Origin of the sequence: Fodinicurvata sediminis DSM 21159, from assembly GCF_000420625.1 — a bacterium.
GTDB lineage: Bacteria > Pseudomonadota > Alphaproteobacteria > Kiloniellales > DSM-21159 > Fodinicurvata > Fodinicurvata sediminis.
On the sequence record NZ_ATVH01000015.1, the window covers coordinates 375,848 to 395,626 of the forward strand.

The following is a 19,779-nucleotide window of genomic DNA, read 5'->3' on the forward strand; positions in this document are numbered from 1 at the left end:
TCTCATGTTGTCCGGTCAATGATTGTCGCGGGGCACAGGAGGTGCCTTGCCGTCGACACCGCCCTGTGCAATGCGGCGGTAGGCCGTGGCCGGCTCAAGCACCATGCCGCTGTCGAATTGCGAGACGACGCCGCGTTGCAGTTCCTGCCAGGGGGTCTGGTGCGGCGGATAGGGATAACCGCCCTCGGCCTCCAGTTTCTGCCGGCGCGCGTCCAGTTCCTCGTCGGAAATCAGCATGTCGGCGCGGCCCTTGCCCAGATCGATCCGCACGCGGTCCCCGGTGCGCAAAAGCGCCAGGCCTCCACCAACCGCTGCTTCCGGAGAAGCGTTCAGAATGGAGGGCGATCCCGAGGTCCCCGACTGGCGTCCGTCGCCGACACAGGGCAGTTCGGTAATCCCCTTGCGGATCAGATAGTCGGGGGCGCGCATGTTCACCACCTCGGCACCGCCTGGATAGCCGACAGGGCCGGCGCCCCGCATGAAGAGGATCGTGTTCTCATCTATGTCCAGTGCCGGGTCGTCGATGCGTGCGTGGTAATCCTCCGGACCATCGAAGACGGCGGCCTTGCCCTCCAAGGCCAGTGGGTCGTCGGGGTCCGACAGATAGCGTTTGCGGAAATCGTCGGAGATCACCGACATCTTCATGATCGCGCTGTCGAAAAGGTTGCCTTTGAGTACGCGAAAGCCGGCATCCGGGCGGAATGGCTGCTCATAGGGATAGATCACGTTGGTGTCTGCGATCTCGGCGTTTCGGCAGTTCTCGCCAAGGGTCCGGCCATTGACGGTCAGGGCATCCTCGTGGATCAGCCCCTGGCCGATCAGCTGGTTGATCACCGCCGGCACGCCGCCGGCGTGATAGTAGTCTTCGCCCAGGTACTCTCCGGCGGGCTGCAGGTTGACCAGCAGCGGTATGTGCTCGCCGTACTCCTGCCAGTCGTCGAGTGACAGGTCGACACCCATGTGCCGGGCGATGGCGTTGAGGTGGATCGGTGCATTGGTGGAGCCGCCGATGGCCGAGTTGACCCGGATCGCGTTCAGGAAGGCCTCGCGGGTCATGATGTCGGAGGGCTTCAGGTCCGCGTGAACCATGTCGACGATGCGCCGGCCGGTATAGTACGAGATCTCCTGGCGGTCGCGATAGGGGGCCGGGATCGCAGCCGAGCCGGGCAACTGCATGCCCAGGGCTTCGGCCAGCGAGTTCATGGTGGTGGCCGTGCCCATGGTGTTGCAATAGCCGGTGGAGGGCGCCGAGGACGCCACCAGCTTGATGAAACCCTCGTAGTCGATCTCGCCTGCGGCCATCAGCTCGCGAGCCTTCCACACGATCGTGCCCGAGCCGGTCCGCTCGCCGCGGAACCAGCCGTTGAGCATTGGTCCGACCGACAGTGCGATGGCGGGAATGTTCACCGTTGCGGCCGCCATCAGGCAGGCAGGCGTGGTCTTGTCGCAGCCGATGGTCAGGACCACCCCGTCAATGGGATAGCCGTAGAGTAGTTCGACCAGTCCCATATAGGCCAGGTTTCGGTCGAGTGCCGCGGTGGGACGCTTGCCGGTTTCCTGGATCGGATGGACCGGCACCTCCAGCGGGATTCCGCCGGTTTCACGAATGCCATCGCGCACGCGCTTGGCCAACTCGATGTGATGGCGGTTGCAGGGGCTGAGATCGGAGCCGGTCTGGGCGATGGCGATGATCGGTTTGCCCGACTGCAGTTCTTCCTGGCTGAGGCCGTAGTTCAGGTAGCGCTCAAGATAGAGGGCCGTCATGTCCGGGTTTGCCGGATTGTCGAACCACTCACGCGAACGTAACTGCTTTTTCTGGGTCATCGGGCCTCCCGCATAAATTGCAACGCGCTCGATCGGCACGCTTTCAACACAACGTACCATTGCCGGCAGAGGGGTTCAATCAGCGGCGGCATCCCAGGATTCCTCAGGGTCAAATGGCGGACGAGCCCTTTGCCGGTCCGGCCTGCCTTTCCGGCAGTTTCAGCGGTATTCCACCTCGATGAAGCTGAATTCCTTGCCGCTGGCGTTGATGACGTTGTGTTCCACGCCAGTCTGCTTGTAGTAGGGCTGGCCCTTCTTCAGTTCGGCATGGTGGGTGCCGTCCGTGCTTTCCAGCTGAAGCACACCATCGTCCATGGGCAGGACCACGTAGTCGAATTCGTGGCGATGCCAACCGGTTTCCGCACCCTCGGCAAAGCGCCATTCGGTGACGATGGTGCGTTCATTGTCGATCAGTTTCGTCGGTACGGCCTGTGGTCTTGCAGTTTCTGACACGTCCTTGCCTTTCCTCTTTGTTCCAGTGGCGCCTTTGCGCTATCCATCGCCACCGAGTTTACGGGGCCGGCCGGCCCGACGACAAGGACCGAGTGCCAGAAGGCAGGATGGAAGACCAGGTGACAGCCAAGGCAGCCATAGAACTGCGGGACGTATCCGTCCGGCTTGGCGGGCGCGTCGTCCTGCAGGACATCGACCTGTCGATCCCCCAGCTGCGGGTTGCGCTGGTCGGGCGCAACGGTTCGGGGAAATCGACGCTCGGCCGGGTCATGAAAGGCCTGATCCGGCCGGACAGCGGTCAGGTGTCGGTGCATGGCCTGGACCCCGCGGCGCGCAGTTTCGAGGCCCTGTCGGTGGCAGGCTACCTGTTCCAGAACTCCGATCACCAGATCCTCTGCCCTTCGGTGCTGGAGGAGATCTCTTTCGGCCTGCGCGAGAATGGCTGGTCGCGTGCGGAGGCCGAGACGGAAAGCCTGGAATTGATGAAGTGCCATGGCATAGGGGATTGGGACGCGCGCGCCGTTGCCAGTCTGTCCGAAGGGCAGCGCCGGCTGGTCTGCCTGCTGGCCATTCTGGTCATGACCCCTCGCGCCCTGATCCTGGACGAGCCCTTCACCGGCCTGGATATCCCCACACACCGGCGCCTGGAGACCTTTATCGCTGAACTGCCGCAACAGGTCGTGACCATTTCGCACGAACCGGATGCCCTCTGGCAGTATGATCGGGTCATCTGGCTGGAAGAAGGCTGCCTGAAAGCCGACGGCACTCCAGAGCAGGTGCTGCCCGGTTTCCTGGACGCCATGCAGTCGGCAGCCGAGGGAAGGGGCGCATGGTAAGCCTGTCGATACACCGTCCCTGGATCCGGGCCATCCCGGCCAGTCTCAAGCTGGCGTTCCTGGCGCTGGTCAGTATCGCCCTTTTCCTGCTTCAGGATCCCGTGGTTCTTGCCGTCATCCTGTTGCTTACCCTGGTCCTGCTCGCCCAGTTGCGCGCACTTGCCCTTTTGCGGACCCTGCGCCCTGTCGGATTCATGCTGTTGTTGGCCTTTGGGGCGCATCTGCTGTTGGGGGACTGGCTGCTGGGCCTGGTGGTCGTACTGCGAATTGCCGTCCTGGTGCTGTTGGCCACGATCGTCACGGCCTCGACGTCCCTGTCGGAGATGCTGACGGTCCTGGATCGCCTGCTCGCGCCCTTGCGCTGGATGGGCCTGTCGACACGGCCCGTGTCTGTCGCCATCGTCATGACCCTGCGCTTCGTGCCCCTGCTGGCGGCGCGCTGGCAGGAACTCGCGCGTGCCTGGCGTGCGCGCTCACCCCGGCGTCCGACCTGGCGCCTGGTGACACCCTTCTTGCTTTCTGCCCTGGATGATGCCGACCATGCGGCTACGGCTCTGGCTGCCCGGGGTGCCTTCAGACAGGAGAATGATAAATGGAAAAAACAGTCGCCCGTGTCGCCCTCTTCGCGGCACTGATCGCCGCCCTGGGCCTGGTGCCCCAGATCATGCTGCCCTTTGCCGGCGGCGTGCCGATCACGGCCCAGACCCTGGGCGTCATGCTGGCCGGTTTGGTTCTGGGCCCCTGGCGCGGCACGCTGGCGGTGCTGCTGCTGATCGTCGTGGTGGCCCTGGGGGCGCCTGTGCTGGCGGGCGGACGCGGCGGTCTGGGGGTTTTCGTCGGCCCGACGGTCGGATTCCTTCTGGGTTGGGCTGCGGCGACGCTGGTGATCGGCTGGTCCTATCGGGTGATGGCCAGCCGCGGGGTCTTCCTGGCCGGCCTGCTGGCCTCAGTGCTTGGCGGTATCGTGGTGCTCTATGTCTGCGGGATTGTCGGCCTGTCGCTGGTCACGCAGATGCCCTTGATACAGGCCGCAGGTGTGGTCCTGATCTTCATTCCCGGCGACATCATCAAGGCGGTCCTGGCCGCCTTGCTGAATCGGGAGATCCGGCGCGCGCGGCCAGGTTTCGCGGAGTGAAAGTGTTTGCCGGCTGATTCTCAGGCGACGACCGGCAGCGGCGTGATGCGATAGCTGTGGCGAATGCTGCGGTCCGCGGCCGGGTCGTGCAGTTCCATGTGGAATTCCGCCGCCGGCCGCACGCCGCCCTGGACACCGAAGGTGCCGCAGAGCATGGCGGCGGCCTGCTCGCCTGCCGCGGCCAGCAGGCCAGCCCCCTTGATCAACTCCTCCAGAGGACGAATAGAGGCAAGGGTTCCTTCCTGGTACAGGGTCTTCTTGCCGTTCTCGACAATCCAGGAGCGCAGCTGCAATTCGTCCAGGCGCTCGGCAATCGGCGCGAATTCCCAGAGCTCTCCGGCACAGGGCTTTGCGCAGACCTGCTTGGAGTGGGCCACCGAATGGGCTTCCAGAGTGCGGTCGGTATGATCGGAGGCCAGGCCGATGTAGGTCTTGCCGTTGTTTCGCACCAGCAGGGGCTCCACCTCGCCGGAGGTGTTGTCGCCCACCACCTGGATATCCGCCTTCTGGGTCAAGAGATCGGGGGAGACACGATAGTACAGCGGCACGGCCGAGGGCGGCGTGACGCCGATGGCGGCCAATTCCTCGATGTGATGGTCGATGGCCGTACGGTCACGCCCGGTCCAACCGGCAACCGTGCAGTGGGCAATGTCGATCTTCAGGGGGGTGCCATTGCAGGTGAAGTGCATGATATTCCTTCCGGGTCAGATGATGGAGGGTAGCCAGAGCGCCAGGTCCGGCAGCAGGACCAGCAGGGCCACCATCAGCAGCATGACCAGGACGTAGGGTATGGCGCCGACCATGACCTCGCCGAGGTTGCCCTTCTGGCGCGCGCCCTGGACCACGTAGAGATTCAGGCCCACCGGGGGCGTGATCAGCGCCATCTCGATCAGGACGATCAGCAGGATGCCCAGCCACAGCTTGTCGAAGCCCATCTGGGCCATGATCGGCACGATGATGGGGATGGTCGCCACCATCAGGGAGAGCGTCTCGATGAAGAAGCCGAGGACGATGTAGATGCAGATGACCAGCAGCAGAGTGCCCATGGGGCTTAGATCGTAGGCATTGATCAGGCTGGTGAGCTCGCGGCCCAGGCCGGCCGAAGCCAGGGTGAAGTTCAGGAAGTAGGCGCCAATGATGACCAACATGATCATGGCCGTGATTCGCACGGTTCCCAACAGCGACAGGCGCAGCATATCCAGGTTCACACCGCGGTTTCCCGCTGCGATCAACAGGGCCATGGCAACGCCGACGGCAGCGGATTCCGTGGGTGTGGCCCAGCCGGCATAGATCGAGCCGACGACAACGACGAACAGCAGCAGGACCGGCAACAACTGGGTCAGGCTGGCCAGCTTGTCGCGCCAGGAGAAGCTGCGGCTGGGGCCGCCCAGGGAAGGGCGAAACCAGCAGATCACGGCCGTCACCAACACGAAGATGGCGGCCATCAACAGTCCGGGCACCAGTCCCGCCACGAAAAGCTTCGGAATCGAGGTTTCGGTCAGGAAGCCGTAGACGATCAGGTTGATCGAGGGCGGGATAAGGATGCCCAACGTGCCGCCGGCCGCGATGGCGCCAGAGAAGAGGCGCGGATCATACCCCAGCTTCTCGGCCTGCGGCATGGCGACCGTGGCGACCGTGGCGGCGGTGGCCACCGAGGAGCCCGAGGTCGCCGAGAACATGGTCGCGGTGCCGATGTTGGCATGCACCAGGCCGCCCGGCAGCCAGGAAAACCACTTGTCCAGCGCGGCGTAGGTGCGTTCGGCAATACCGCCGCGCACCAGGATCTCACCCAGCAGGACGAAGAAGGGAATGGCGATCAGGGTCGAGCTGTTGGAGGACGACCAGACCACCTGGCCCAGTCCCCGCATGAGGGGGAAGCCGGAAAAGAACTGGTCGATGCCGAAGCCCAGCAGAAAGAGCACGATGCCGACGGGGATGGAGAGCGCAAGCAGGACCAGCAGCGCCAGGCTGACAAACCAGATCATCGTGCTGCCTCTTGCTCGCTGTCTTTCGCATCGGCTTCGGACACCGTGCCGAACTGGTCATCGAAGGACTGCAGCCGTCCGCTGGCCAGCAAGCCTATGGCACAGAGCAGCATCAGACTTGCCGTCAGGGCGAACCAGAGCCAGCCCGAAAACCATATGGTCTGGGGTATCCAGAGCGGTGTTTCCAGGGGGGTGTTGGCGCGCGCACTGCTTTGCAGACTCTTGCCCAGCACGGGCCAGGTCTGCACGGCAACCACAATCGTGGTTACGGCCAGGCTGCCGATCGCCAGAAGGTCCATGACGATCCGGCCCCAGGTCCGAAAGCGCAGGCGCAGGAAGTCGATCCGCACGTGTGCCAGCTCGATCAGGGCGAAGGACAGGCCCCAACTGGCCGTGGCGGCCATGACATAACCGGAAATCTCGCTGGAGCCACCCAGAGAGGCGCCCAGCTGGCGCAGGGTGATGTCCAGCAGAATAAAGGCGACGGTCAGCGCCAGAAGGACGCCGACCGTCAAGGCTACTCCATGATTGATGCGCCGGAGGAGAGTCAGGATCCGCTCAAAGATCATCGCATCACCAGCCCTGTCCTCCGGCGCTCAACACGTTTTCCAGTCAGAGCGGAATCTGGACGCCGACGGCCTTGCCAACGGACTCGTTCCAGCGCTCGGCCCAGTCCTCGCCGGCACGATCAACCCATTCGGGAAGCACCGTTTCGGTCAGCACCTGGTGGGCTGTCTCGCTGTCTTCCTCTGTGGGCTCGACCAGGACCATGTCGCGGGTATCGCCCCGGCTGCATTCGCCATTGCCCGTCAGGCAGGCGATGTCTTCCTCGAACGCACCCTCAGCGTCGGCCCAGACTTTTGTCTCGAAGTCTTCCTTGATGGTGGTCTGGATCAATTCCTGATGCTCTTCAGACAGGCTGTTCCACTTGTCCAGGTTCATGGCCGTGACCACGGAATCCCAACCGCCCAGCGGCAGGGTCATAAGGTGAGAAGAAACCTCCCACCAGCCGGCGCTGTAACCTGAACCGGCACCTGTGACAGCACAATCGATGACGCCGCGCTCGAGTGCTCCCGGGACCTCGGCGAAGTCAACGTTCACACCTTCGGCACCCAGAGCTTCGAGAAACTTGGTGGTCATGCGGCCTGAGCCGCGAATCTTCAGGCCTTCCAGGTCTCCAAGGGAGCCCACCTCGGCGTCGCAGAACACGACCTGTGGCGGATAGGGTGCGATTGCGAGCAGTTTGGAGTTGAAGCTGTCGCGCATGATATCTTCGACCATCGGGCGGGCCGCATCGACCATTTCTTCGGCCTCGCTGGCTGTGGTCGCCACAAGCGGCACGTCCAGCCCCTCGAGCTCCGGCGCGTCACCGACGGTGTAGTCGGCCACAGTCATGCCCACGTCGAAAACGCCGTCACCCAACAGGCGATAGACGTCAGAGCCGGCGACACCCATCTGGTCAAAGGTTGTCATCTCGACTTCGATTTCGCCGTCGGATGCCTCGGGCAGGGTTTCCGTCCAATAGGGTTCCTCATAGTTCTGGTAAAGCGGCAGGCTGCTCCAGCTGCCCACGACCGAAAGGTTCTCGGCCAGAGCTGGAGAAGCGGCCAGCATGAAGGCCGAACCGGCCAGAAGTCCTGTACGTAGGTATGTCCTCATGAGTCTGTCCTCTCTGTTCCTTGTTGTTAAGGGTTTGGTGAGTCCGCATGGCGGAAACTGCCCAGGCCCGACAGCCTGGTTTCCGCAGTCGAGGAGGGAAGGTCGGTCACCAGCATGTGACCTGGTGCGTGGGTGATCGCGAGGTCCGCACCACAGTGCCTGAGCGCCAGTTGTGGTGTGACACCGCAGGCCCAGAAGACCGGGATGTCACCTTCCTCCATGTAGGGTGGGTCGCCGAAATCGGGAACGTCGATGTCCTCGATGCCGATCTGTGAGGGGGCGCCTATGTGGACAGGGGCGCCGTGCGCCAGGCGGAAACGGTCGGACAGCAGAATGGCATGGATGGCATCCCATGACGGGAAGGTACGCATGGACACCACCAAGGGTCCTGAAAAGTCTCCTGCCGGCACGGTATCGATGGAAGTGCGATACATGGGTACATTGCATCCCGCCTGCAGATGACGCAGGGGGATACCGGCCTCCTGCAGCGCCTCCTCAAAAGAAAACGAGCAGCCGATGACAAAGGAGACGAGGTCGTTGCGCCAGAGCGGGCCCAGGTCGTTCACCGTGCCTTGAGGAATGCCGTTCCGGAAAACGCGATAGGCCGGCAGGTCGCTGCGAATGTCTATATCCTGGCCCAGTTCGGGCAGGGTGACCGCGCCGGCCTCGGCCAGGCCGATAATGGGGCAGGGTTTGGGATTGCGCTGGCAGAACAACAGAAAATCAAAGGCTTGCGCTTGCGGCAGTATGGCCAGGTTGCCCTGCAGGTAACCCGGAGCAAGGCCCATGGTTGGGCTCTTGTGTTCCTGCCGGCGGATCATCTGTCGGAGGGCTTGGGGCGAAAGGCCGCGAAGCTCCGCAGTCTCGGGGTGCGGTGCCGGCTCCTGCGGATGGGTCATATCCATCATGCCATTCAGCCTCCTTTACCAGTGGCAAGAATTCCAGAGGCATGCGATCCTGTCAATCGATCAATTTAGTCCATTTATGATCTTATATATAGATCATTTTGATCAGCTTCCCGGGCGGCTGCGGTGATCAGTTCTCCGGCCTCGCGATTGCGTGCCGGCAGGTAGCAGACCACGAAATTGAGGTCGGGGATGCGTGCTCCGTCTTGTACGGGCAGGCGAACCAGCTGTTTTTCCTGCGCGCGAGCGCGTCCGACGGCCTCGGCCATGCGCGTGGGCAGCAGGCCGATCCCGAAGCCATCGCCCACCAGATGCAGGACGGTGAACAGCGAGGCCGACCCATGCAGAATGGGGGCGGCGACCTGGGAAGAGGCAAAGAGCTGTTCCAGTTGCCGATAGGGCGTCGTGCTCTTGGGAAAGGTGACCACGGGGTAGGCCGCCAGTTCGGAGATCGAAAGGGGGTGCGAGGTGGGCACCATGCCATCGCGGGCATACCAGTCGAGCGTGATCGGCTTGAGTGGGGTCGCCAGGGAATCCCTGGGCTGGTACTCCGGCATGAGGATCGCGATGTCCAGTTCGTCTTCGACCAACTTGCGCGCCAGTTGTTCCGAGGTGTCCACTGACAGTTCGAAGCGCACGTTGCCGTGATCGCGGCGCAATGCATTGAGCATGGCGGTCAGGATGGTGTGGACGATTGTTTCGGCTACGCCGATGCGGATCGTGCCGTTCAGGCCGCTGCTCTGGGTCAGTTCCTGGACGATGCGGTCGCGATTCTGGATCAGGCGTTCGGCCTCTTCCAGGAAACGCCGTCCAGCCATGGACAGGCGCACCTGCCGCCCGACACGGTCGAAGAGTGTCAGGCCAAGGCGTTTCTCCAGTGCGGCAACGCGCGCCGAGATGGCGGACTGGGCCAGGCCGCTGCGTTGTGCTGCGGCGCGGAAGCCGCCGGCCCGGACCACTTCGCGGACAATTTCAACATCGCGGAAGCCGAACATGCTGACCTCTAAAAACGATCTTTGAAAACGATCGATTTGATCTTCCGGACGAATACGCCCGTCAGGCCTGCTCTGTAAAGACGATCCTGAGCCCGAAGGCGATCAGCACCGATCCGGTGATGCCATCCAGGGTCCGGGCCACGATGGCCCGGCGCAGGAAACCGGCGGCCGGGCGGGTCGCCAGAGTGATGAAGGCAAACCAGAGGACGCCAAGGCCGGCATGGATGGCGGCCAGCAGCACACTGAACAGCACCACATTGCTATCTGCCGGGATGAACTGCGGCAGGAAGCTGACGTAGAAGACACCGACCTTGGGATTGAGCAGATTGGTCAGGGCCCCGCGCACAAACCAGCGCTGTCCGCTGATGGCTGTCGAGGCGGTCTGGTTCTGGAGGGTGGAGTCCTGGGGCCCTTTTCCAAGAGCATTGCGAATGAGCAGCGCGCCGAGATAGAGCAGATAGAGTGCACCGACGATCCGCACCAGATTGTAGGCGGTTTCCGAGACGGCGAGGACAGCTCCCAGTCCCACGGCGGCAAGAAGTCCCCAGGCCAGCACACCTGTGGAGACGCCGAGACCAGCCATCATGGCACTGCGCGCATTTTCCACGAGCGCCGTACGCAGGACCAGAGCCGTGTCGATTCCAGGTGTCAGTGTCAGCAGCGCGGCAGCCAGCGTGAACGCGAGGACGGCTTCAAGAGGGCCCATGGCGATGTTCCAACAGTTCGACAAACTGCACGCAAAATAGTCGTGTGAGGCTGGTTCACACAACCTTCCCAGTGAAGCCGCCTATACCACAAGCCCATAGATCACTCCGGCCGTCAGGGAGCCCGAAAGCGCAAGGGCTACGTAGGCCAGGAAAACCGGCAGGCGGGCCAGGGCAAAGACCGCGATGGCCGCAGGGATGCTGGTGATGCCGCCGGCCACCAGAAAAGCCATGGCCGCGCCGGGGGCCATGCCCTGCTGCACCAGGCCACCCACCAGCGGCAATGCCGCATAACCATTGAGATAGGCCGGCACGCCGATCAGCGTGGCGCTGGCCAGCGAGAGCCAGGAGTCCGTGCCCACAAGGTCCACCACCATATCTGCGGGAATGTAGGCAAGCATCAGGCTTTCCAGAAGGAAGGCCAGCAACAGCCACTTGCCGAGGAACAGTCCGTTCTTGTAGCTCTCTTTCAGAAATCTGCTCCTGCGCTCGGGATGCGGCCAGAACTTCCAGACCACCTGGTTCGGTTGGCGTATCTGATTGCCCGCGCAGCCCCCGTCCCCGACGTCGGGACGCAAGGGATCCGCGAAGACGCCCGAGCGTTGGAGCAGGTGAATAACGTATCCGCCCAGCAGGCCAATGCCCATGGCCGCAAGTGTCTTGCCCACTGCGAAGGGCAGACCCAGCACCCCGAGAGTCAACAGGAACATCGAGGGATCCATGACGGGGGATGCGAGCCAGAAAGCCATGACGGCGGACAGGGGCACACCCATGGCCAACAGTGCCGCGACCAGGGGGATGACACCACAGGAACAGAAGGGTGAAATGGCCCCCAGCAGAGCCGCCGAGGCAATCATGAGGATTGCTTGACCCTGGAAAGCGCGGGCAATCAGGCTGTCGGCTCCCGTGGCTCTTGCTGCTGCGGCTATCAGGATCGAGAACAGCAGGAAGGGCAGGATATTCAGCAGGTTGCGTAGAGTGAAAATCAGCGTGTCCGCAAGCTGGTCGGGTACCAGAAGAGCGAGTGCAGAGATCACGGCCAGGCTGGCTGCCAATGCCGCGTCAAAAGGAACGGAGGGGACGAGAGGGCAACGTAGGCTGAAGGATTGAAGTTTCATCTATCGAAATCCCTAGAAAAATAGTTATATTGAAACAAAAAAATTCAGGCGGCGTCGTCCTGTCGCTCGACCTTCAGTCCCGTGCAGCATTCGTCGGTCAGGTAGCCAACGAGGCTTACAGTCAACCGGAAGTCAACGCGGGAAATCACCTCTCGGCCCTGACGCTCCTGAGTCACTAGGCCCGCACGGGTCAAGGTGGAAAGATGATGGGCCATGGTCGAGGCAGGGATTTCGAGCATGCGCTGCAGGTCGCCCACGGTGGCGCCCTCTTCACCGGCCCGCACGAGCATGCGGAAAAGCTGCAAACGTGTGGTGTTGCCCAGGGCGGCAAGGGCCTGAGCGGCTGTGCTGTCCTGCATGGAACACTCCAAATTACTAGATAACTATATAACTAGAAATATAGATACAATCAACTGTCTTTTTCGACACCAAAGAAGGTCTTGGAGAGTCAGGACATGCCCGTCTGGCGAGGCGGTTCGGCCGGAGCTTGCCGCAGAAGCTGCGCCAGCTGATCCGGCGGCACGGGATGAGAGATGAGGTAACCCTGGATCTCGTCACACTGCAGTTGTTTCAGGTATTGCCGTTGGCTCTCGGTCTCGACGCCTTCTGCCGTGACCTGCATGCCCAGAGTATGTCCCAGGCCAATCATGGCCTCGACGATGGCGGAAGGTGTCTGGTCCTGGCCAATGTCGCGTACGAAGGACCGGTCGATCTTCAACCGGTCCACGCGGTATCGGTACAGATAGGCGAGCGAAGAATAGCCGGTTCCGAAATCATCCACCGCGATGCTGATACCAAGGGCATGCAGCCGCTGCAGCATGACAGCAGCCTGCTCCATGTCCCGCGCCAGCATGCTCTCGGTCAACTCAAGTTCCAGGTATTTCGGAGACAGCCCGGAGTGTTCAAGCTCGCTACCGAGCACATCAACGAGTTCGGCACGTGCAAATTGGGCGAAGGACAGATTGACGGCGACGCGCAGGGGCTGTCCGCTCTTCTCCCACTGGGCCGCCTGGTGGACGGCCTTGCGAAAGACCCAATGGCCGATTTCCTGGATCAGTTCGCTTTCTTCCGCGACTTCTATGAAAGCCCCGGGGGCAAGCAGGCCACGTTCGGGGTGGCGCCAGCGCAGCAAGGCTTCGACACCGACAATCTCGTTGGTCGCAAGGCAGATCTGAGGCTGGTAGAGCACTTGCAGTTCATCTCGGTTCAGCGCGGCATAGAGTTCTTCCCTCAGACGCGTGCGGTGGCGCAGGCCCTCGTCGATCTCGGCCGAATAGAAACAGTAGCTGAGGCCTGGATCCTGCTCGGCCCTTCGCAAGGCCAGCTCGGCATTGCGCAGCAACTGGCCCGTCTGGCGTCCATCCTGGGGAAAAAGCGTGACGCCAATACTGACCTGACAGTGGATCAATGTTTCCTGCTGCATATAGGGCGGTATCATGGCGTCCAGAAGGTCCTGGGCCAGCTTCATGGGCCCATTGATACCGGTTTCATAGGGCAGCACGATCACGAATTCGTCGTTTCCGTAACGTGCCAGGAAGCCGCCTATGGGGATCGTATCCTTAAGGCGCCGTGCCGTTTCGATGAGGACGGCATCGCCGGTTTCATGGCCCCATGTCTCGTTGATCCGGCCGAGTTGACTGATATCCAGCAACAGGATCGCGAAAGAGTGCTCATTGGCACGACTGCTGCTGGCCAGATCGGTTATGTGCTCGTTGAAAGCCGTCCTGTTGGGCAGTCCGGTCAGCAGGTCGTGTCGCGAGAGGTGCATCAGGCGCTCTTCCGCTTGCTTGCGCGCCGTTATGTCCTCTTGCACCGCTATGAAATGGGTAACGCCGCCACCGCCGGCTGCATGAATCGGGGTGATGGTCTGGTATATGCTGACCAGGGTCCCGTCCTTGCGCCGGTGCACCAACTCGCCCTTGAAGGGTTTGCCGGCCAGGATCGTGCGCCAGAGGTGATCCTGTTGCCTTGCCTCTCGATCATTCTGCCGAAGTTGGGTCATGGGGTGGCCCACGACCTCATGGCTTTGGAAGCCCGTCATCCTTTCGTAAGCACGGTTCACCCAGAGTACGTTCCCCTCGGAATCGGTCATGACGATGGCATTGGCGATTTCGGAAAGCGCCTTGTCCTGCAGCAGCAGGCGGCGGTCCTGCTCGTTGGCCTGCCAGGCAACCGCGATACTGCGCGCCATGTCCTGGAAGATTGTCTTCAGGCGTCGTGTGGCCAGGTTCGGCGCGCTTTCGAAGCAGACCAGAACGCCAAATGCTGAGTCATCTGTGGCGAGCGGGAAGAGTGCGGAGATGCGTGATAAAGGAGTTTGCCTGCCCGTCTGGTGAGGCTGCTTTGCTGGGAGCGCTTCATCGCCCAGGATCACGGCGCGATTGTTCTGCAGCACCTCATGCGCTTTTTCCAGGACGATCGGATCATTGCTTCTGGTGTGTCTGTGGGCCGCGCCAGTTCCCTCGGCGATAATGGACAGACGCCCGTCCTTGTGCTTCTGCAGAATCCAGACATCCTCTAGCCTGTAGGCGTGACAGAGGCGGCTGGAAAGGTCGGCAAGCATCGGGGCGAGCGCGCTTTCGGTCAGCACATCGTCCAGTAGCTGTCCCACAATGCGTTCCGCAGCGTAGCGTTCTTCCAGTTCGTTGCGGCGTGCCATCAGCATGCGCACAAGCAGGTAGATGGCGCCGGTCATGACCAGGACAAAGAAGATGCCCTTTCCGGTCTGGAGCGCCGCGCTGTCTTCAGGAAAGGCCAGCTCCACCAGCTGATCCGAGAAGACGATCCAAGCCGTAGAGGCCGCGAGGTAAAGAAGTGCGGCCTTGTGAGCTACATGCGAACGCCAGAACACATCGTCTCCTTTCCGGAAACCTATATTGATAGACTATATATCAGTTCATATGCGCGCGCCAAGATTGTAACTTTCGATACAGCGTCGACGGATTGACCTCCAGATAGGCCGCGGCACGAGGTATATTGCCATTACAGACCTCTATGGCCTGAAGAATTGCCTCCTGCTCGACCTGATGCAGCGGGCGGATGCTGGATGGGGTTTCGTTCTCTTTCTCTGCATATCCTGACAAGCCGGACTGTGTCTGAGGATTCTTGGGCCATTGCGCTCCAGTCGCAGGCGCAAAAGCCTGTTCCAGCATTGGGACCGTGACCGCCTCGCCCTCATTGAGAACCACCACGTTTCGGATGACGTTCTGCAGCTCCCGAATGTTGCCGGGCCAGGAGCGGCTGCGCAGAAGCTGTTCCGTCTCGTTGGTATAGTGCAGAAGTTGCTTGCCCTCTTCCGCAGCGAACTGTGCCAAGTAGTGGCGCGCAATCTCGAGAATGTCATCGCCGCGCTCACGCAGGGGCGGCAGGTGGATGGGGATCACATGTAGGCGGTAATAGAGATCTTCCCGGAAGCGGCCGGACTGGACTTCCTGCTGTGGGTCCCTGTTCGTTGCGCAGATGATGCGGATATCCGACTGCTCCGAACGTGTCCCGCCCAGGCGCTCATAGTGGCCGGTCTGGAGGAAGCGCAGCAGCTTGCCCTGCAGGTCCAGTCCAAGCTCGCAGATCTCGTCCAGGAACAGTGTTCCACCGTCGGCCCGTGCCGCGGCGCCTGCCCGGTCGGCGATGGCGCCCGTGAAGGCACCGCGGACATGCCCGAAGATTTCGCTTTCCATCAATTCGTGGGGAATGGCCGCACAGTTGATGGCCACGAAGGGGCCGTCTCTGCGCGGACTCTGCTGGTGAAGCGCTTCGGCGCAGATCTCCTTGCCGGTTCCGGATTCTCCGGTGATGAAGACGGTGGCCCGGCTGGAGGCTGCGTTCTCTATGACTTCATAGACGGCCTGCATGGGAAGGGAATCGCCGATAAAGCCATGAAAGCGTGGCTGTGCGATGCGAGCACGATAGGTCTCGACCATTTCCTGCAGACGCAGGCGTTCCAGGGCATTGCCGACTGTGACCAGAAGCCGGTCAGCGGAAAAGGGTTTGACCAGGAAGTCGTAGGCACCGCGGCGCATGGCCTGGACAGCCAGGTTCACAGAGCCGTCCGCCGTCATGACAACGACTGGCGTGCCGGGAGTTTCCTGTCGGATATGGTCCAGGATCTCCAGACCATCGATGTCCGGTAAGCGGATGTCCAGAAGGACCAGGCTGGGGGGCGATTCAGCCAGGGCCTTCAGGGCCGCCTGGCCGTTCGTGACCGCAATGACATCATGGCCCTCGCGTGTCAGGTATTCCTGGTACACGGCAGCCAGGGCGGCGGTGTCCTCAATCATAAGGATCGAAGGATGGGTGGCGGCCTCGGCCTTCGTGTCCTGGTTTGTCGCGGTGTCCCTGGCGGTGGACATGGCAGCTCCTGGCCCTTTCGGTCGTGGCACAGTTTAGACCAGGCGGCTTCAAGAAGGAATGTCAGGCAATCCCGCCGATGTGGCTCCAATGGCCACCCAGAGGCCCAGAGCGAGGAACAGCAGGGCCGCGAGCGTGCGTATCCAGCGCAGGTCGACTCGCCCCATGGCAATCCGGCCCATGTAGATCACGGGTACGTTCGCAAGCATCATGCCCAAGGTGCTGCCAATCACCACGGCGAGCAGATTCTGGAATTGCGCGCTCAGCGCGATGGTCGCCACCTGAGTCTTGTCGGCCATCTCGGCCAGGAAGAAAGTGAAAAGCGTTGCCCAGAAGGCGCTGCGGCGGTTGGCGGCCGCGCCGTCCCCCGTCTCGTCAAGCTTGTCAGGAATCAGGCTCCAGGCGGCCATCGCCAGAAACGAGCCGGCCAGCAGCCAGCGCAGCGCCTCATCCGGCAGGTATTCGGCAACCAGCACCCCGAGCGTTCCAGCCAATGCGTGATTGGCCAAGGTTGCCAACAGGATGCCGGCCATGATGGGACCTGCGGCTCGATAACGTGTGGCGAGGACGAAGGTCAGAAGCTGGGTCTTGTCGCCAATCTCCGCGACGGCAACGGCAAGTGTCGATACGAGGAAAGCTTCCATGTGACAACGGCTGTGGGCCGGGTGACGAACACACCAGTGACATTGCCGTTCCCACCCGACCCCCGGTTGCGGAACGGCAATGTCAAAGGTCTCACCAGGCGCGGAAAGTGGGATTCCGGCTGCCTGCACCACGGCCAGATCACAGGATGTTCCGGCCAAGTCTGTTGATACAGGCCCCTCTTGGGACAGGAGGTTGGTTACTCCCCAATGACGGGGAGGAAGATAGCCAGCAACCCCTTTTGTTGCAACGCCGCCTTCAATGAATGTCCTGTGGCGATGCAGTCGGGGCCAGACCTGCCTCGATGGAGGCGGTCTGGATGGCACGCACGGCCTGGGCATAGCGTCGTTCGATCTGCCCGCGATCACGTGCTTCGGCCACATTGCGCCGGCCGGCACCGACCAGCATTGCGGCCTGGTCCAGCATCCGATCCCTGTGAACCGGCAGGTGAATGTAGACCGACAGCTTGGCCAGGGCTTCGAGCATGCGGATCAGAATGTCCGGCCGTTCCGCACCATCCTGCCGGATCTGGTCGAAGGCCGTCCCGAGAATGCTGGAAAAGTCCGATACCGGGATGACAAGCCGGGCAGCGCCACGCGAGTCATGGTAGGTTTCACTGTTGGCGCCATAGGCCATGATACGCGCCAGCGCCAGTGTCAGGCGGTCAATGGCGGCAATGGCAGTGTTCGGATCATTGATGCTGGACGACAGCCCGCGCAGGGCGACGTCCACCAATTGTCGCGCGGCGAATTCCAGGTCCTGGGTCGGTGTGCGCTCGTCGCCGGTCACGACAGCTTCCCTGAGATGCTGCAGCAGCCGCTTGCTTGCATTTTCAGATGGGACGACGCGGATGTGTGCACCCTTGGGCAGCACATGATGGCCGGGGCGGAAGGTCAGTTCGGCACAGGCGTCGGCATGCTTCAGGGCGGCTACCATCTTTTCGTGGTTGATGGTCTGGACATAGCCGCCCTTGTCCAGGGGCAGTTCCACCGCTGCGCCGAAGGATGGCGCCGGTACTTGCTTGTTCTTGTTCTTCTCGTGGGAAATCAGGTGGGCAATGGTGGAATCGAAGGTGCTGCCGACCCTCCGGATAATGGTGTCCGCCACGACCGAGCGCGAGAGGTGGTGGACGAAGATCAGCAGCAGCAGGACGCAGAAGAGAAACAGCAGGGCCCCCAGACTGACGGCCAGGTCTGGTACCTGGTCGGTCTTCCAGTCTCCACTGATCGCCTGCAGCACCAGAAGCAGGTAGACAATAGTGCCCAGAAAGAAGCCCAGGATGGCCTGGGTACGGCGATCCGCGATGAAGGCCCGAATCATGCGCGGCCCCATCTGGCTGGCCGCAATGCTCAGGACGACCATGGTGATGGAGATGGCCAGGGTCGTCATGGTGACCAGCGAAGAGAGCAGGGTGGACAGCAGGTTCTGGGCATCCTGGGCGCTGCCGTTGTGTAGCCACCAGCGAGGTGCATTGTCCTGGCTGAAACGTGGCGCATCCAGCATCAGCATCAGGTTGGCACCCACAAGTCCGGTCAGGATCAACAGCGCGGGCAGGAACCACAGGCTGGAGCGAACGCCCTGCCAGAAATTCAGGAGTCTCTCGATCACACAGGTCCCCATAGGCCAGAACAAGAAGGCTACAGGATACGCGTCGAATCACGCTTGTCCAAAAGCCTTTATCGTGAAGCGGTCCGTATCCCGAATATTGGGCAAAGCCGTTGCACTGAGGAGGGAAAGCGGTTGATAAGGTCGAGAAGCGTTCTCTCGTGGTTACTTTGCCAGCGCAGGAGACGCTGTTCGGTTACGAGGTGAAGTGTGACTCCCCAGGATATCCAGGCCCGTGTGCTCTACCGTGACAAGCGGATACTGGTGGTCGACAAGCCGGCCGGCCTCTCGGTCCATGCGGGGCCTGGCGGAGGGGCAAGCCTGGAAGACAGCTTCGAGGCCTTGCGTTTCGGCCTGCCGCATCCACCGGCTTTGGCCCATCGCCTGGATCGGGACACCAGTGGCTGCCTGGCACTGGGGCGCACTCGCAGCGCCCTGCGCCGTCTCAATGCGCTGTTTGCCGAAGGGCGGGTCCGCAAGACCTATTGGGCCCTGGTCGTGGGACAGCCGGCGGAAGCGCGGGGTAGGATCGACCTGCCGCTCAAGAAGGTGAATGGGCCGCAGGGCTGGCGCATGAAGGCCACGGCCGATGGACAGCCAGCGGTGACGGATTATCGCGTTCTGGCGCGCGGTCCCAGTCATGCCTGGCTGGCGCTTTATCCGCGGACAGGGCGCACACACCAGATACGCGTTCATTGCGCGGTGAGCGGGTGGCCCATTCTGGGCGATCCTCTCTATGGAACGGGCATGACCGATCCCGACCGACATGGGTTGCAGCTTCACGCCCGGGCGCTCAGCCTGCCGGTTTATCCTGATCGCGAAGCGATCGAAGTGGAAGCGCCTCTGCGAGCGGATATGGTAGAGAACTTGCGTGCGCAGGTCGGCCTGCAGGAGGAAGAACCATGAAAGCATCTGTTGCCTTGATGCTGCTGGCCCTCGCCGCCTGTGCCCAGGTGCCGTCACAGGAAGCGGACAGGTTACGGATGCGGGGACATGTGGCGCAGAGTGGGCAGGGGTTCGTTTTCCAGGCCTGTGACAGCCAGTCCTCCCCGCAATCCCTTCAGGACAGTATCTCGACCGTCTCGCTGGAAGAGCTGATGGGCCAGTTGGGCTACGGCGACGACGCGATTGTCTTTATCGACATGGTGTTTCAAACAGAAAGCAGTGATCTTGAAGCCACAAGGCTGATCCATGCCGCCCACGGCGAAACACGGGGCTGCGATGAAAATCCGGATTTTCTCTGGAAGGCTGGCGGTAACGAGCCTTTCTGGTCGGTTCATGTGGGAGAGGATGAAACCCGGGTGTCACGCCTGGCGGAAACCACCCGGGAATGGCGCTTTCCGACCCCTGTTGCCGAGGCACAAGGACAGCTCTTGCGTTACAGCCTGGGTGAAGCGGATGGCGCGCCGGTGGAGCTTGAACTCAACCGCAATCCCTGCCGCGACAGCATGTCGGGGCACTACTTTGCCTATGATGCAGTGCTCGGGATAGGCGCTGAACAGTTGACGGGCTGTGCCCGGACCGGGCTGGAACTTCCCATGCCCGGTCCGAAGGGACAGTTCTGAGCGCCC

Annotated in this window: 20 protein-coding genes and 1 riboswitch; of the genes, 5 read left to right on the top strand and 15 right to left on the bottom strand. The window is 62.0% G+C overall.

Annotated elements, in window-relative coordinates; translation table 11 throughout:
* Positions 1–15: 15 nt before the first annotated feature.
* Positions 16–1,824, bottom strand: coding sequence for an IlvD/Edd family dehydratase (locus tag G502_RS0112160; protein ID WP_040488237.1), 1,809 nt, complete (start codon positions 1,822–1,824; stop codon positions 16–18).
* Positions 1,825–1,983: 159 nt separating this feature from the next.
* The gene (locus G502_RS0112165; RefSeq protein ID WP_022728949.1) at positions 1,984–2,277 is read right to left on the bottom strand and encodes a cupin domain-containing protein; all 294 of its coding nucleotides are present in this window, start codon (positions 2,275–2,277) and stop codon (positions 1,984–1,986) included.
* Positions 2,278–2,396: 119 nt separating this feature from the next.
* Here G502_RS0112165 and G502_RS0112170 point away from each other — a divergent pair, with 119 nt between their 5' ends.
* Genes G502_RS0112170 through G502_RS0112180 form a run of 3 tightly spaced genes read left to right on the top strand, consistent with a single transcriptional unit; the run spans position 2,397 to position 4,248 of the window.
* Positions 2,397–3,113, top strand: coding sequence for an energy-coupling factor ABC transporter ATP-binding protein (locus G502_RS0112170; RefSeq protein ID WP_245560760.1), 717 nt, complete (start codon positions 2,397–2,399; stop codon positions 3,111–3,113).
* Positions 3,107–3,748 (top strand): CbiQ family ECF transporter T component, encoded by a 642-nt coding sequence (locus G502_RS20000; RefSeq protein WP_022728951.1) that lies wholly within the window; start codon positions 3,107–3,109, stop codon positions 3,746–3,748. Before G502_RS0112170 ends, G502_RS20000 begins: the two co-directional genes overlap by 7 nt.
* On the top strand, positions 3,706–4,248 hold the full coding sequence (locus tag G502_RS0112180; protein ID WP_022728952.1) for a biotin transporter BioY: 543 nt from the start codon (positions 3,706–3,708) through the stop codon (positions 4,246–4,248). The genes G502_RS20000 and G502_RS0112180 overlap by 43 nt, the downstream gene beginning before the upstream one ends.
* A 20-nt stretch (positions 4,249–4,268) precedes the next feature.
* Here the strand turns inward: G502_RS0112180 and G502_RS0112185 are convergent, their stop codons facing one another.
* The 13 genes from G502_RS0112185 to G502_RS20015 form a co-directional block, all read right to left on the bottom strand.
* Positions 4,269–4,937, bottom strand: a complete 669-nt coding sequence (locus tag G502_RS0112185; RefSeq protein WP_022728953.1) for a DUF2848 domain-containing protein — start codon at positions 4,935–4,937, stop codon at positions 4,269–4,271.
* 15 nt (positions 4,938–4,952) lie between these two features.
* Positions 4,953–6,233, bottom strand: a complete 1,281-nt coding sequence (locus tag G502_RS0112190) for a TRAP transporter large permease (protein ID WP_022728954.1) — start codon at positions 6,231–6,233, stop codon at positions 4,953–4,955.
* Complete coding sequence (locus G502_RS0112195; protein WP_211217833.1) at positions 6,230–6,748, bottom strand: TRAP transporter small permease subunit; 519 nt, start codon at positions 6,746–6,748, stop codon at positions 6,230–6,232. The genes G502_RS0112190 and G502_RS0112195 overlap by 4 nt, the downstream gene beginning before the upstream one ends.
* A 97-nt stretch (positions 6,749–6,845) precedes the next feature.
* Positions 6,846–7,892: a TRAP transporter substrate-binding protein gene (locus G502_RS0112200; RefSeq protein ID WP_051152185.1), complete on the bottom strand. Its 1,047-nt coding sequence runs from the start codon at positions 7,890–7,892 to the stop codon at positions 6,846–6,848.
* A gap of 26 nt (positions 7,893–7,918) precedes the next feature.
* Positions 7,919–8,800, bottom strand: a complete 882-nt coding sequence (locus G502_RS20005) for a putative hydro-lyase (RefSeq protein WP_022728957.1) — start codon at positions 8,798–8,800, stop codon at positions 7,919–7,921.
* Positions 8,801–8,874: 74 nt separating this feature from the next.
* A complete protein-coding gene (locus G502_RS0112210; RefSeq protein ID WP_022728958.1) occupies positions 8,875–9,792 on the bottom strand; it encodes a LysR family transcriptional regulator in 918 nt (305 codons plus the stop codon).
* Positions 9,793–9,853: 61 nt separating this feature from the next.
* On the bottom strand, positions 9,854–10,498 hold the full coding sequence (locus tag G502_RS0112215; protein ID WP_022728959.1) for a LysE family translocator: 645 nt from the start codon (positions 10,496–10,498) through the stop codon (positions 9,854–9,856).
* An 81-nt stretch (positions 10,499–10,579) separates the two neighbouring features.
* Entirely contained in the window at positions 10,580–11,614 is a 1,035-nt protein-coding gene (locus G502_RS0112220; RefSeq protein WP_040488126.1) for a permease, read from the bottom strand.
* Positions 11,615–11,658: 44 nt separating this feature from the next.
* Positions 11,659–11,973 carry an ArsR/SmtB family transcription factor gene (locus G502_RS0112225; protein WP_022728961.1) on the bottom strand — a complete coding sequence of 105 codons (315 nt, stop codon included), beginning with the start codon at positions 11,971–11,973 and terminating at the stop codon, positions 11,659–11,661.
* 89 nt (positions 11,974–12,062) lie between these two features.
* On the bottom strand, positions 12,063–14,465 hold the full coding sequence (locus G502_RS20010; protein WP_022728962.1) for a putative bifunctional diguanylate cyclase/phosphodiesterase: 2,403 nt from the start codon (positions 14,463–14,465) through the stop codon (positions 12,063–12,065).
* A gap of 40 nt (positions 14,466–14,505) precedes the next feature.
* Positions 14,506–15,963, bottom strand: coding sequence for a sigma-54-dependent transcriptional regulator (locus G502_RS0112235; RefSeq protein ID WP_022728963.1), 1,458 nt, complete (start codon positions 15,961–15,963; stop codon positions 14,506–14,508).
* A 48-nt stretch (positions 15,964–16,011) separates the two neighbouring features.
* Positions 16,012–16,605 carry a TMEM165/GDT1 family protein gene (locus tag G502_RS0112240; RefSeq protein ID WP_022728964.1) on the bottom strand — a complete coding sequence of 198 codons (594 nt, stop codon included), beginning with the start codon at positions 16,603–16,605 and terminating at the stop codon, positions 16,012–16,014.
* 68 nt (positions 16,606–16,673) lie between these two features.
* Positions 16,674–16,823: riboswitch (yybP-ykoY riboswitch) on the bottom strand.
* 38 nt (positions 16,824–16,861) lie between these two features.
* Positions 16,862–18,211, bottom strand: coding sequence for a DUF2254 domain-containing protein (locus tag G502_RS20015; RefSeq protein ID WP_162140977.1), 1,350 nt, complete (start codon positions 18,209–18,211; stop codon positions 16,862–16,864).
* Between the two features lie 207 nt (positions 18,212–18,418).
* On the opposite strand from G502_RS20015, the gene G502_RS0112250 reads away from it, so the two are divergent.
* Positions 18,419–19,114: an RluA family pseudouridine synthase gene (locus tag G502_RS0112250; RefSeq protein ID WP_022728966.1), complete on the top strand. Its 696-nt coding sequence runs from the start codon at positions 18,419–18,421 to the stop codon at positions 19,112–19,114.
* Positions 19,111–19,773, top strand: a complete 663-nt coding sequence (locus tag G502_RS0112255) for a hypothetical protein (RefSeq protein WP_022728967.1) — start codon at positions 19,111–19,113, stop codon at positions 19,771–19,773. Before G502_RS0112250 ends, G502_RS0112255 begins: the two co-directional genes overlap by 4 nt.
* The last annotated feature ends 6 nt before the right edge of the window (positions 19,774–19,779 follow it).